Genomic DNA, 11,952 nt, shown 5'->3' with positions numbered 1-11,952 from the left:
GATCAGTCGCTTTCACCAGGAACGAGATCCATGGGCCACAGGCATCGCGCGGATCGCTCGCGGTATATCTCGGCGAAGGCCGGCATCGTCGCAAGCAGGGATTCGGCAAGTGCAATGCCAAGGTCCCGTAGCGACAGGCTGAACGATGTCAGTCGTGGCGACAGAAACTGCGAATGCGGGCTTTGACGCCCGATGATCGCCAGGTCGCGCCCGGGTTTTATTCCGGCTTCGACCAGTCCGCGATAAAGCCCGACGGTAATGGCCTCGTTGATGAGGACGATTGCCGTCGGACGTGTCTCAAGCGCACTCAGTTCCCGGGCGATCTGGTAACCCCCGGCCTCGTTGGGTGTCGAGCGAAAGATGTGACGTGCGTCGAGGTTGAGGCCGTGCCGGGCGAGGGTGGCGCGGCATTGTTCTTCGAACACATAGCCAAGGTTCATGTCGTCGTGCGGACGGGTGACGGCGATATGCTTGTGCCCGCGGGCAACCAGCCGGTCGATGGATGCCTCGGCCATGCCTTCGAAATCGAGGTCCAGCCAGGGCTGGCCGACATCGGTCAGACTTCGTCCGAGCGTGATGAAGGGGATCTTGCGCTTTGCCAGCAGTTCGAAGCGGGCATCGTGGCGCCGGGTGGCCGACAGGATGATGCCGTCGGCAAAGCCGCGGGCGACGACGCGTTTCAGATAGTCGTTCGGGTCCTCTTGCGAGGAGCAGAGCAAGGCGACCAGATCGAGCTTGTGACGAGCAAAGACCGTCTGCACACCGTCGAAGACGCTCATGAAGAAGGTGTCGCCCTGGCCGGTGATTTCGGACCCCGTCTGCATCATGAAGCCGATGACGCCGGTCGTGCCCTTCCTCAGCGCACGGCCCGATTGGTTGGCGACATAGCCAAGGGATTCCGCCGCTTCTAGAACCCGCTTGCGCGTCTCTTCGTTGACGTCGGGCTTGCCATTCAGCGCGCGGGAGACCGTGCCGATCGAAATGTCGAGATGTTCGGCAAGTTGGCGAATCCCCTTCATTTTTCCGCGTTCCTCCCCAGACCCGCGACTGGCCATTTTCACACCTCTTGACACAAAAACCCTTTGCCGCATAGTATCGTAAACGTTTACGGAAGCCAACTGAGGAGTTTCGGCTTTCGTTCCTGGAGGAAATCACGTGAGACACAAGGCCGTTTTGTGCGGGTGCGGAGCTATGGCCAAAGGCTGGCTGAAGGCTCTGACGGAGAGCGACTTTCTGAGGGGGAAGGTGGAGGTTGTGGGCCTCGTCGATCTCGATCAGGCGACCGCGCAAGCGCTCGCTGCCGAGTTCAAGCTTCACGACATCATCATCGGTACAGACCTGCCGGCAGTCCTGCGCGAGAGTAGGGCCGATCTGCTGTTTGACGTCGTCGTTCCGGCCGCTCGGCGCGCGGTCGTGGCGGCCGGTCTGGCCCATGGTTGCCACGTGCTCAGCGAAAAACCGATGGCCGCCACGCTCGATGAGGCGCGCGAACTGCGCCGGCTCGCAACTGACGCTTCACGTGTTCACGCGATCGTCCAGAACCGCCGTTTCATCGACGGCGTCCGCCGGATCCGCCGCCTCATCCAATCCGGCAGCCTCGGTGAACTGACGGCGTTGCATTGCGATTTCTTCCTCGGTCCACACTTCGGCGGCTTCCGCGAGCAGATGGACAACGTCCTGCTGCTCGACATGGCCATCCACACCTTCGACGCGGCGCGCTTCATGTCAGGCAAGGATCCTCTTGCCGTCTATTGCCACGAATACAATCCGCAAGGCTCCTGGTACCGCCACGGCGCTGCAGCCAATGCGATCTTTGAATTCTCCGACAATGTCGCCTTCACCTATCGCGGATCCTGGTGCGCGCAGGGCGCCAATACCAGCTGGGAAAGTGCGTGGCGGATCACCGGCTCCAAGGGAACGCTCATCTGGGATGGCGGCGAACGCTTCGAAGCCAATGTCGTCAGCGGTCGCGAAGGTTTCCTGCGGGCGGTCGAGCCGATCACGGTTCCCGAGGCTGAAGACGGTGCCGACACGCACGGCCATGTAAGCGTCATCGAGCGCTTCATCGGCGCGATCGACACGGGAACCGTGCCGGAAACGGACGGTAGCGACAACATCAAGAGCCTTGCCATGGTCTTCGGCGCGATCGACAGCGCCCGTGATGGCAAACGCGTCACCATTGCAGCCTAGGAGCCTATCTTGACGAACCCTGCAAAATCCATCCGCATCGGCACCATGATCTCGGCCACCAAGGGTGGCGCCGACAAACGCATCGACCAGATCGCCGAAATGGGCTTCGAAAGCTTCGAACCCTTCTTCTGGCAGACGACCAATGGTCAGGACCTTGCCGAGCTCGGCAAACGTTGCGTGGAGGCGATCGGCGGCCGCGACATCACCATCTCGACGCTCGGCATGTTCGGAAACCCGCTTGAGACCACCGCGATCGACGAACAGACATTGCAGGGTTGGCGAGACTGCATCGACAATGCCCATCATTTCGGCGCTACTTGCGTTGCCGGCTTCACCGGCCGCATCCGCGGCAAGCCGTTGACCGACAGTCTGCCGCGCTACAGGGAAATCTGGTCCGAACTGTCAAAGCGCGCGGCCGACAAGGGTGTGAAGATTGCCTTCGAGAATTGCGCCATGGACGGCAACTGGCAGACCGGTGACTGGAACATCGCCCATAATCCGGATGCCTGGGAACTGATCTTCAACGAGACGCCGGACGACCACATCGGGATCGAGTGGGAGCCCTGCCATCAGATGGTCTATCTGATCGATCCACTGCCGCAGATCCGCAAATGGGCGACAAAGATCTTCCACGTGCACGGCAAGGACGCGACCATCCGCTGGGACGTCATCCGCGAACACGGCATCTTCGGCAAGGAGAAATTCGTCTTCATGCGCACGCCGGGCTTCGGCGACACCAATTGGACCGACGTGATTTCCGAGCTTCGGCTGGCCGGCTGGTCCGGCTCGATCGACATCGAGGGCTGGCACGATCCGGTCTACCGCGACGCATTGGAGATGACCGGCCAGGTCCATGGCCTGAACTATCTCAAGGCTTGCCGGGGCGGCGACTTCGTCGCCGATCCGGTCTGAGGTGTGCATATCGGCCGGCATGGAGGATGCCGGCTGCGGGATAACCAAAGGAGGAGAAAATGGCTATCCGCGGATCCGCAATCCTGGGCGTTCTCGCCCTTGCAGGTGTCTCTTTGTTCGGGCTCTCGGCCAAAGCCGAAGACGTCACGATCAACGTCTGGTCGCTCGATCGCGACATCCAGCCGGCACCGAACCTGATATCGGACTTCAACAAGTTGAACGCCGGCATCAAGGTCGAATATCGCCAGATCCAGTTCGATGATGTCGTCAGCGAGGCGATGCGAGCCTATTCGACCGGACAGGCGCCGGACATCATCGCCATCGATAATCCCGAGCATGCGCTGTTTTCGTCGCGCGGCGCCTTCCTTGATCTCACCGACATGATCGCCAAGTCGACGGTGGTGAAGACGTCGAACTATTTCCCCGGGCCGCTCGCTTCCACCATGTGGGACGGCAAGAACTACGGCCTGCCGAAGGCAACCAATACGATTGCGCTCTACTACAACAAGGACATGTTCAAGGCGAAAGGCCTTGATCCGGACAAGCCGCCCCAGACCTGGGACGAATTGGTCGATGCGGCGCGCAAGCTGACGGATCCCGCTGCCAACGTCTATGGTCTCGCCTTCTCGGCCAAGGCGAACGAGGAAGGGACATTCCAGTTCCTGCCCTGGGCGCAGATGGCTGGCGGCAGCTACGAGCACATCAACTCGGACGGCGCGGTCAAGGCGCTCGAGGTCTGGAAGATGATCATCACCGAGAAACTGGCCTCGCCGGATACGTTGACTCGCGGCCAATGGGATTCGACCGGCACCTTCAATTCAGGCAACGCCGCCATGGCGATCTCCGGGCCATGGGAGCTCGACCGCATGGTGAGCGAAGCGAAGTTCGATTGGGGCGTGGCACTGCTACCGGTCCCTGAAGTCGGTGCGGAGCGCTCTTCGGCCATGGGCGACTTCAACTGGGCGATTTTCTCCAACACGCAACATCCGGCCGAAGCCTTCAAGGTGCTCGAATATTTCGCCTCCCAGGATAACCGCATGTTCAAGGACTTCGGGCAGCTGCCGGCCCGCTCCGACATCGCCATTCCTGAAACCGGCGTGCCGCTCAAGGACGCCGCCCTCAAGGTGTTCAACGAGCAGCTCAAATACGCAAAGCCGCGCGGTCCGCACCCGGAATGGCCGAAGATTTCCAAGGCGATCCAGGATGCGATCCAGGCGGCCCTGACCGGGCAGATGGCGCCGAAGGAAGCGCTCGATCAGGCGGCCGAAAAAATAAAGGCGGTGCTTGGTTAAAGCATATCCAGGAAAAGTGCGAAGCGGTTTTCCGTCGGGGAATGCGTGAAAACAAAGAGCTGGAGCGGTTCTGTGGCGCGTCAAAGCCGGAAACGCTCTAACCTCTTGAATGGGGCGAACGTGCTTCTGGGCGTGCCTTGAAGTGCGTTCGCCACCCCGATCAAGCAATGCTCCATCGTACTTAGGCGCTGGAGCGGAAAGCCAGGAAATTTGTGCCGGCTGTCGGCATCAGTTCGGTCGTTCTAGTTTTGCAGGTCGAGACGCGTGCCGCCGATGTCGGCTGCCATCTCGGCGGCGGAGGAGCCCATGAAACGATTATTGTCCAGCATGATCGACGGTCGCGGTTTCGATATCGGCCTCGTCAGCCTGCCGCTTGCGTTCCTGCTCACTCTGTCCGGGCTGCCGCTGCTCTACAATATCATCATGAGCTTCCAGGAAGTCGACATGTTCAGCCTTGGCAGTTTCTGGCGCCCTTTCGTCGGCCTCAAGAACTACCGGGATTTGTTCGCCCAGCCGGAAACTTGGCCGATCCTTGCCAACACGGCGACCTTCGTCATCGCCTCGATTGCCGGCCAGTTCCTCGTCGGATTTGGCCTGGCATTGTTCTTCTGGACGAACTTTCCGGGCGCCTCGTGGCTGCGCGGCCTCTTTCTGGTCTCGTGGGTGATGCCGGGACTTGTCGTTGGCGCGATCTGGAACTGGATCCTCTCCGGCGACTTCGGCGTGCTCAACTTCATCCTGCGTGAAACCGGTCTCATCAGTGGCAATATCTTCTGGCGCTCGGACCCCGATTTTTCCCTCTGGGCCGTGATCATCGCCAATATCTGGCTCGGCACCTCGTTCAACATGATCCTGATGTCCGTTGGCCTTTCGGCAATTCCGCGCGATCTCTACGAGGCGTCCGAACTCGATGGCGCCAATGTCTGGCAACGCTTCTGGACGATTACGCTGCCGATGATGCGTTCGTCCATCGGCGCGATCATCGCGCTGGGGCTGATTTTCACCCTGCAGCAGTTCGATCTTTTCGCGGCAATCACCTCGGGAGGGCCGAACAATGCCTCGAACGTCACGCAATATTGGGCCTGGGACCTCTCTTTCCGGCAGTACGACTTCGCCAAGGGCGCGACCATTTCGGTGATCATGATCGTCTTCGTAATGATCGCCTCGGTCGTCTACGTGCGCTCGACACGGCATGAGGTGCGCGGATGAATACCGTATCCCGCGACCGGTTGATGCTGGCAATCGCAATCGTTCTGGCCGGCATCTATCTGTTCCCGCTCTACTGGATGTACATCACCACGATCAAATCCGGTTCAGAGATGTTCGCCACCCCGCCGACCTTTTGGCCGACGGATCCTCAATGGCACATTTTCGGCGACGTCTGGCTAAGTCGGAACATGGGCCGCTATATCTGGAATTCGCTGGTTATCGCCTGCGGCGCCGTCGCGGTCATCACCGTGCTCGGTGTCGGCTGTGCCTATGTCCTGGCGCGCTATCGCAACATATGGGTCGATATCGGCCTTTTCCTTGTCCTCATGCTGCAGGTGCTTCCGGCATCGCTGATGGTGACGCCGATTTTCGTCGGCTTTTCTCAGGTCGGGTTGCTCAACTATCCCAGGCTTGCGGTCATCCTGGCGATTGCCGCCAAGAGCATGCCGTTTTTCGTGGTTCTGGTGCGCGCGACCTTCATGAGCGTGCCGCAGGAACTGGAGGAGGCCGCGCTTGTCGACGGCAATTCGCGCGTCGGTGCCTTCTTCAACATCGTCCTGCCGCTCGCGCGCAATGGTATTCTCGTCAGCGCCATCCTGATCTTCATGCAGGCCTTCGGTGAGTTCGTCTATTCGAAATCCATGATCCAGGCTGTCGAACTGCAGCCGGCAAGCGTCGGGCTGAATTCCTTCATGGGGCCGAACACCAACGAATGGAACAACATCATGGCCTATGCGGCGATCTACGTGACCCCGATCCTCGCCATCTTCGTCCTCCTGCAACGCCGCATCGTCTCTGGCCTTACCTCGGGAGCGCTCAAATGACCGCCCAGATCGAACTGACCAACGTCAACAAATACTATGGTGCCTACCACGCGCTGAAGGACATCGAGCTTTCGATCCGCAAGGGCAGCTTTACAGCGCTGGTCGGTCCATCTGGCTGCGGAAAGTCGACGCTGCTGCGGTCCCTCGCAGGGCTCGAGAGCATATCGTCCGGCACCTTGAGGATCGCCGGCGAGGTGATGAACGCCGTGCCGCCGCGCAAGCGCGATGTGGCGATGGTGTTTCAGTCCTACGCGCTCTATCCGCATATGACGGTCGAGGAGAACCTGACCTACAGCCTGCGCATCCGGGGAGTTGCGAAGGCCGAACGCAAGAAGGCCGCAAACGAAGTCGCAGCCGTCACCGGGCTCACCCATCTGCTCGGGCGCTATCCGCGGGAGCTTTCGGGCGGCCAGCGCCAGCGCGTGGCGATGAGCCGGGCAATCATCCGCCATCCCAAGGCGTTTTTGTTCGACGAGCCGCTTTCGAACCTCGATGCAGCACTGCGCGTTCATATGCGCAAGGAAATCCGTGCGCTGCACGATCGGTTGGGCGCCACATCCGTCTACGTCACCCATGACCAGATCGAGGCCATGACGATGGCTGACCACGTCGTCATCATGCGCGATGGCGTCATCGAACAACAGGGGAGCCCGCTTGAACTCTACGATCGGCCGGTCAACAAATTCGTCGCCGGGTTCATCGGATCCCCGGCAATGAATTTCATACCCGCCGTGGGGGGCCAGGATGGACGCTCGGTCATCCTCGACGTCGGTGTCAAACAGGCGATCGTCCTCGATCGGCCTGTGCAACCGGGGCAGGCCCTCACCGTTGGATTGCGTCCAGAGCACATCGAGATTGCCGAGCCCGATAAAGGCGCTCTCTCTGTCCCGGTCGCGCTGCTCGAATCGACAGGGGCGACGTGTTTCCTGACGATGGCAACGACGCCGGAGCTTTCGGTGGTCTTCAATGGTCGATCGAGTGTGACTGCGGGCGACAAGGTCGGCCTGACCTTCGCGCCCGCCAACATTCACCTCTTCGACGCGCAAACCGAACGGCGGTTGCCCTAGCGCCTATGCGGCGAGGGCATGGCTCCGGCCGCTCGGGGGAAACGCTTATGCGTGTGGTGCTGTTTCGGCACCCGCTTCAAAGGAGCCCATACCGGTGCAGGATCTCCTCGATCTGGTCGTCCTGGGTCTTGTTGGGCAGCAGGGCCGGCTCGCGGCTGGCACCAACGGAGCTGTCCTGTAGAAAGAGCGATCGCTTCACCATCGCAGGCGCAAAGCCAAGCGCGTAGAGATCCGTGCGGAAGGCCGAATAAATCGCCTGCTGTCTTTCGGCTTCGGCAATGTCGCCTGAATTGAAGGCGTTCAAAATTCCCGCCAGCACGTGCGGCATGGCATTGCCGAGGCCCGATATGCAGCCGGCCGCACCGTTTTGCAGCGCCCACAGCACCAGATGATCAGGGCCTGAGTAGACTTCGAAACCCTCAACGTCCCTGGCCACTTCGAGATAGGCTTCGAGCGTCTCTTTTGCTCCGCCGGAATCCTTGATGCCGGCGATGTTGCCGTGCCCGGAAAGCCTGCGCGCGGTCTCCGGCTCGATATGGTTCTGGGTGCGGGCCGGAATATCGTAGAGATAGATGGGGGTTTCGACCGCGTCCGCAACGGTCGAGAAGTGACGGATCAGACCATCCTGGGTGCAGGCGATGAAGAACGGGGTTATCACGGCAATACCATCGACGCCGATGCGATCGAATTCGCGTGCGAGTTTCAGCGTTTCGAAGGTTGCGGGCATGCCGGCATTGACGATGACCTTGACGCGGCCGGCGACCTCATCGACGACCTCCTCGGTCAGGCGCACTTTCTCGTCGTAGGTCAGGGCGCTGAAATCACCGTTCGTACCGGCGCACATGATGTTGTTGCCGGCGTCCACCTGTCGGCGGACCTGAGCGCGCGTCGCGTCGTAGTTGATCGTCTCATCGTCGTTGAAGCAGGTAACGAGCGCGACAAAGGCTTGCTTGGACATTGTTATCTCCAGTGATGGGAGCGCTCTCTAGGAGGCGCATTCGAGGCGGGCGGCGCGATTGGCCGCCTGGACGTCGGGATCCGGATCAAGTCCGGCAGCCAGAAGCGCGCGCGTATAGTCTTGGCGTGGGGTCTCGAAGACCTCACGCACGGTGCCGAGTTCGACGACATTGCCCTTCTGCATCACCATGACGTGGTCGGCGAAGTCGCGAACGACCGGAAGATCGTGGGCGATGAAGATGAAGGCAATGCCAATGTCCTTGCGAAGCTTGTCAAGGAGGGCAATGACCTGGGCCTGAACCGAGACATCGAGCGCCGAGACGGCCTCGTCGCAGATGATCAATTGCGGCTCGAGCGCCAGCGCTCGGGCAATGGCGATGCGCTGGCGCTGACCGCCGGAAAACTGATGTGGATATCGCCCCATATGTTCCGGCCCAAGGCCGACCTGAACCAGAAGCTCGGCGACGCGCTCTCGCCATTTCGCCTTCGGCAGGATGTCCGGATGGATCACCCATGCCTCGGAGATCAGCTGGTAGACGGTCATGCGCGGATTGAGCGACTGGGTGGGGTCCTGAAACACCATCTGCAGGTCGCGCCGCAATTTGTAGAGTTCCCCCGGCGACAGCAGGAAAAGGTCACGGCCCTTCCACAGCGCGCTGCCGCTGTCGGGCTCGTCCAGCCTGAGCAGGATGCGGGCGAGCGTGGATTTTCCCGAGCCGCTTTCGCCGACGACGGCCATGGTCTCGCCGGGCATGAGGTCGAAGGAGATGCCTTTCAGAGCTTCGAAGCTGCCATAGTGCTTGCGGACATCGCGGACCGACAGGACCGGCTCGCCACGCGTTCCCGGCGAATGCATCTTGCCCTTTCCGGGGGCGGCGGCGATCAGCTTACGGGTGTAGGGATGTTGCGGGTTCTTGTAGACATCGCGAACCGTTCCCGCCTCGACCAGTTCGCCCTTTTCCATCACCACGACGCGGTCGGCAACCTCGGCGACGACGCCAAGGTCATGCGTGATGATCAGCACCGCCATGCCGGTTTCCTGCTGCAACTCCTCCAGAAGCGCCAGCACCTCGGCCTGAACAGTCACGTCGAGCGCCGTCGTCGGCTCGTCGGCGATCAGCAGATCGGGGCGGAGTGCAAGCGCCATGGCGATCATGACGCGCTGGCGCTGACCGCCGGAGAACTCGTGCGGATATTTGTCGAGCGATTTCTCCGGGTCGGGAATGCCGACGCGGGTCAACAGCCGCAGAGCTTCCGCCTGTGCCTCGGTGCTTCCCGTGCCGTGGGTCGTCAGTGCCTCGCGGATCTGCCAGCCGACCGAATAAACCGGGTTCAGGTGGCTGAGCGGATCCTGAAAGATCATTGCGATGCGGCGACCGTTCACTTCGCGGCGCTTGTGTGTCGGCATCGTCAAGAGGTCGACGCCGTCAAGCAGGATCTCGCCCGAGCTGATACGGCCGGGCGGCATGTCGATCAGGTTCATGATCGCCGACGACGATACGGACTTGCCTGATCCGCTTTCGCCCAGGATCGCCAGCGTCTCGCCGCGATCGAGGTGATACGAGATGTTGCGGACCGCTTTGACGACGCCCATCACGGTGTGAAATTCGACCGAGAGGTTGCGGACTTCCAGCAGATGGTCAGCCATTCTTGCGACCTTTCATTTCCAGGCGCCAGCGCTGGACGGGATCAAGGGCGATGCGCATCCAGTTCGAAAGCAAGTTGAGCGACATGGTCGTCAGGATGATTGCAAGGCCCGGCCAGAAGGACAGCCACCAGGCATTGGTGAGATATTGCCTGCCTTGAGAAATCATCAGGCCCCAGGTGATTTCAGGCGGCTGAATGCCGATACCGAGGAAGGAAAGCGCGCTTTCCGCCAGCATCACATAGGCAAAGTCGAGGGTTGCCAGCGTCGTCAGCGTTGGCAGGACCACGGGCAGGATGTGCCGGAAGAGGATGCGCTTGCTGGAGGCGCCCATGACGCGCGCAGCTTGCACGAACATGCGCTCGCGGATCTCCAGCACCTCCGCGCGGGTGGTGCGCAGATAGACCGGAATGCGTGTGATCGCGAGAACCAACATCAGGTTCAGGATCGACGAGCCGAGGACATAGAGCACGATAACCGCGATCAGCAGCGACGGGAACGACATGATGACGTCGGCCAGCCGCATGATGACCTGGTTGACGCGCTCGGAGGAAAAACCTGCGATCAGGCCAAGCGTGGTGCCGACGATCGCGGAGATCGCGACGGCGCCTGCGGCAACCATCAGCGTGTTTTGCGTTGCCACAATGATGCGGGCAAACAGCGGACGTCCAAGCGCATCCGCCCCCATCCACCAGACCCAGCCGCGTTCCCATTCGAACGGCGCTGCATTTCGGCCGCGCAGGTTTTGCTTCGTCGCAAGGTCGCCAAGCCAGCTCGGCCCGACGATCGCCAGAATGAGGACTGTGATCAGAAAGATTGCAGCGCACAGGGCGAACTTGTCCGCCCACAGCATGCGCGCCATGCGAACAGCAAAGGTCGGTTCCTGGGTTATCGCCGTATCTGTCGTCTGTAAGGTCATGGCTGAACTCTTCAATGACGGATGCGTGGATCGAGAAGCGTATAGGCAAGGTCGATCAACAGGTTCATGACGAAAATCGCCAGCGCGGTCACGAGAATGGCGGCCAAAACGACGTTGAAGTCACGCTGCAGGATGCTGTCGATCATCAGCTTGCCGACGCCGGGAAAACCAAAGATGGTTTCGACGATGACCGCACCGTTCAGGAGGCTCGCGGCCTGGTCGCCGATGACGGTGATGACGGGAAGCATGGCGTTTCGCAGCGCGTGGATGAAGATGATCGGTCCGGACTTCACGCCCTTGGCGCGTGCCGTCTTCACGTAGGCAGACGAAAGCGCGCTGATCATCGAACCGCGAACGACCTGGACGATGATCCCGAACGGGCGGACGAACAGCACGCTGATGGGCAAAATCCAGTGCAGGAGCGAGCCGGTGCCGGATGTCGGAAGCCAGGCAAGGTTCACCGAGAAGACGACGATCGCGACAATGGCGAGCCAGAAGTCCGGGACGGCCGCGCCGATCAGCGATATCACCGAGGAGAGGCGATCGAAAAAACCGCCGGCGCGGAACGCGGCCAGTGAGCCGACGACGATGGCAGCGCCCGTCACCAGCGACATGGTGATAGTGGCAAGCCAGAGCGTCCACACGAAAGCTTCCAGAACCACATCGAGTGCCGGCCGTGCCTTGCGCAGCGACTCGCCGAAATCGCCGGTTACGACGTCACCGACATAGCGGGCAAACTGAACCATGATCGGATCGTTAAGGCCGTGGATCTCGCGAAACTGGTCCTTCATTTCCGCCGAGGCTTCGACGGGAAGGAACAGGGCGGCGGGATCTCCCGTCAGGCGCGAGAGGAAAAAGACCATCACGATCAGCCCGATAAGGGAAATCAGGCTGGCCAGGGCCCGTTTGCGAATGAAGCTCATCTTTGTGCCTCTCG

Annotated in this window: 11 protein-coding genes; 6 read left to right on the top strand and 5 right to left on the bottom strand. The window is 60.9% G+C overall.

Annotated elements, in window-relative coordinates:
* Positions 1–2: 2 nt before the first annotated feature.
* Positions 3–1,019, bottom strand: coding sequence for a LacI family DNA-binding transcriptional regulator (locus tag IB264_RS11760; protein ID WP_025430393.1), 1,017 nt, complete (start codon positions 1,017–1,019; stop codon positions 3–5).
* 136 nt (positions 1,020–1,155) lie between these two features.
* Here IB264_RS11760 and IB264_RS11755 point away from each other — a divergent pair, with 136 nt between their 5' ends.
* The 6 genes from IB264_RS11755 to IB264_RS11730 all read left to right on the top strand — a co-directional run bounded on the left by IB264_RS11755 (position 1,156) and on the right by IB264_RS11730 (position 7,494).
* Positions 1,156–2,190, top strand: coding sequence for a Gfo/Idh/MocA family protein (locus IB264_RS11755; RefSeq protein ID WP_128090347.1), 1,035 nt, complete (start codon positions 1,156–1,158; stop codon positions 2,188–2,190).
* 9 nt (positions 2,191–2,199) lie between these two features.
* Positions 2,200–3,102: a sugar phosphate isomerase/epimerase gene (locus tag IB264_RS11750; RefSeq protein ID WP_025430391.1), complete on the top strand. Its 903-nt coding sequence runs from the start codon at positions 2,200–2,202 to the stop codon at positions 3,100–3,102.
* A gap of 59 nt (positions 3,103–3,161) precedes the next feature.
* On the top strand, positions 3,162–4,394 hold the full coding sequence (locus tag IB264_RS11745) for a sugar ABC transporter substrate-binding protein (RefSeq protein ID WP_192433371.1): 1,233 nt from the start codon (positions 3,162–3,164) through the stop codon (positions 4,392–4,394).
* Between the two features lie 306 nt (positions 4,395–4,700).
* On the top strand, positions 4,701–5,603 hold the full coding sequence (locus IB264_RS11740) for a carbohydrate ABC transporter permease (protein WP_025430389.1): 903 nt from the start codon (positions 4,701–4,703) through the stop codon (positions 5,601–5,603).
* Positions 5,600–6,427 carry a carbohydrate ABC transporter permease gene (locus IB264_RS11735; protein ID WP_025430388.1) on the top strand — a complete coding sequence of 276 codons (828 nt, stop codon included), beginning with the start codon at positions 5,600–5,602 and terminating at the stop codon, positions 6,425–6,427. Before IB264_RS11740 ends, IB264_RS11735 begins: the two co-directional genes overlap by 4 nt.
* The gene (locus IB264_RS11730) at positions 6,424–7,494 is read left to right on the top strand and encodes an ABC transporter ATP-binding protein (protein WP_025430387.1); all 1,071 of its coding nucleotides are present in this window, start codon (positions 6,424–6,426) and stop codon (positions 7,492–7,494) included. The genes IB264_RS11735 and IB264_RS11730 overlap by 4 nt, the downstream gene beginning before the upstream one ends.
* 76 nt (positions 7,495–7,570) lie before the next feature.
* Here the strand turns inward: IB264_RS11730 and IB264_RS11725 are convergent, their stop codons facing one another.
* The 4 genes from IB264_RS11725 to IB264_RS11710 are packed head-to-tail and all read right to left on the bottom strand — an operon-like array spanning position 7,571 to position 11,938.
* Positions 7,571–8,452, bottom strand: a complete 882-nt coding sequence (locus tag IB264_RS11725; RefSeq protein ID WP_057207066.1) for a dihydrodipicolinate synthase family protein — start codon at positions 8,450–8,452, stop codon at positions 7,571–7,573.
* Between the two features lie 27 nt (positions 8,453–8,479).
* Complete coding sequence (locus IB264_RS11720) at positions 8,480–10,099, bottom strand: ABC transporter ATP-binding protein (RefSeq protein ID WP_192433369.1); 1,620 nt, start codon at positions 10,097–10,099, stop codon at positions 8,480–8,482.
* Complete coding sequence (locus tag IB264_RS11715; RefSeq protein WP_025430384.1) at positions 10,092–11,015, bottom strand: ABC transporter permease; 924 nt, start codon at positions 11,013–11,015, stop codon at positions 10,092–10,094. The genes IB264_RS11720 and IB264_RS11715 overlap by 8 nt, the downstream gene beginning before the upstream one ends.
* Before the next feature lie 11 nt (positions 11,016–11,026).
* Complete coding sequence (locus tag IB264_RS11710) at positions 11,027–11,938, bottom strand: ABC transporter permease (RefSeq protein WP_025430383.1); 912 nt, start codon at positions 11,936–11,938, stop codon at positions 11,027–11,029.
* Positions 11,939–11,952: the final 14 nt, after the last annotated feature.

This window comes from Ensifer sp. ENS11 (assembly GCF_014851895.1).
Taxonomy (GTDB): Bacteria; Pseudomonadota; Alphaproteobacteria; order Rhizobiales; family Rhizobiaceae; genus Ensifer; species Ensifer canadensis.
The sequence above is the reverse complement of the archived record's forward strand: the minus strand, read 5'-3'. Positions and strand labels throughout refer to the sequence as shown.

Coding starts and splice junctions, on each gene's coding strand:
- IB264_RS11760 (WP_025430393.1), bottom strand. CDS start 1,019: ATGAAGGGGATTCGCCAACTTGCCGAACATCTCGACATTTCGATCGGC.
- IB264_RS11745 (WP_192433371.1), top strand. CDS start 3,162: ATGGCTATCCGCGGATCCGCAATCCTGGGCGTTCTCGCCCTTGCAGGT.
- IB264_RS11740 (WP_025430389.1), top strand. CDS start 4,701: ATGAAACGATTATTGTCCAGCATGATCGACGGTCGCGGTTTCGATATC.
- IB264_RS11735 (WP_025430388.1), top strand. CDS start 5,600: ATGAATACCGTATCCCGCGACCGGTTGATGCTGGCAATCGCAATCGTT.
- IB264_RS11730 (WP_025430387.1), top strand. CDS start 6,424: ATGACCGCCCAGATCGAACTGACCAACGTCAACAAATACTATGGTGCC.
- IB264_RS11725 (WP_057207066.1), bottom strand. CDS start 8,452: ATGTCCAAGCAAGCCTTTGTCGCGCTCGTTACCTGCTTCAACGACGAT.
- IB264_RS11720 (WP_192433369.1), bottom strand. CDS start 10,099: ATGGCTGACCATCTGCTGGAAGTCCGCAACCTCTCGGTCGAATTTCAC.
- IB264_RS11715 (WP_025430384.1), bottom strand. CDS start 11,015: ATGACCTTACAGACGACAGATACGGCGATAACCCAGGAACCGACCTTT.
- IB264_RS11710 (WP_025430383.1), bottom strand. CDS start 11,938: ATGAGCTTCATTCGCAAACGGGCCCTGGCCAGCCTGATTTCCCTTATC.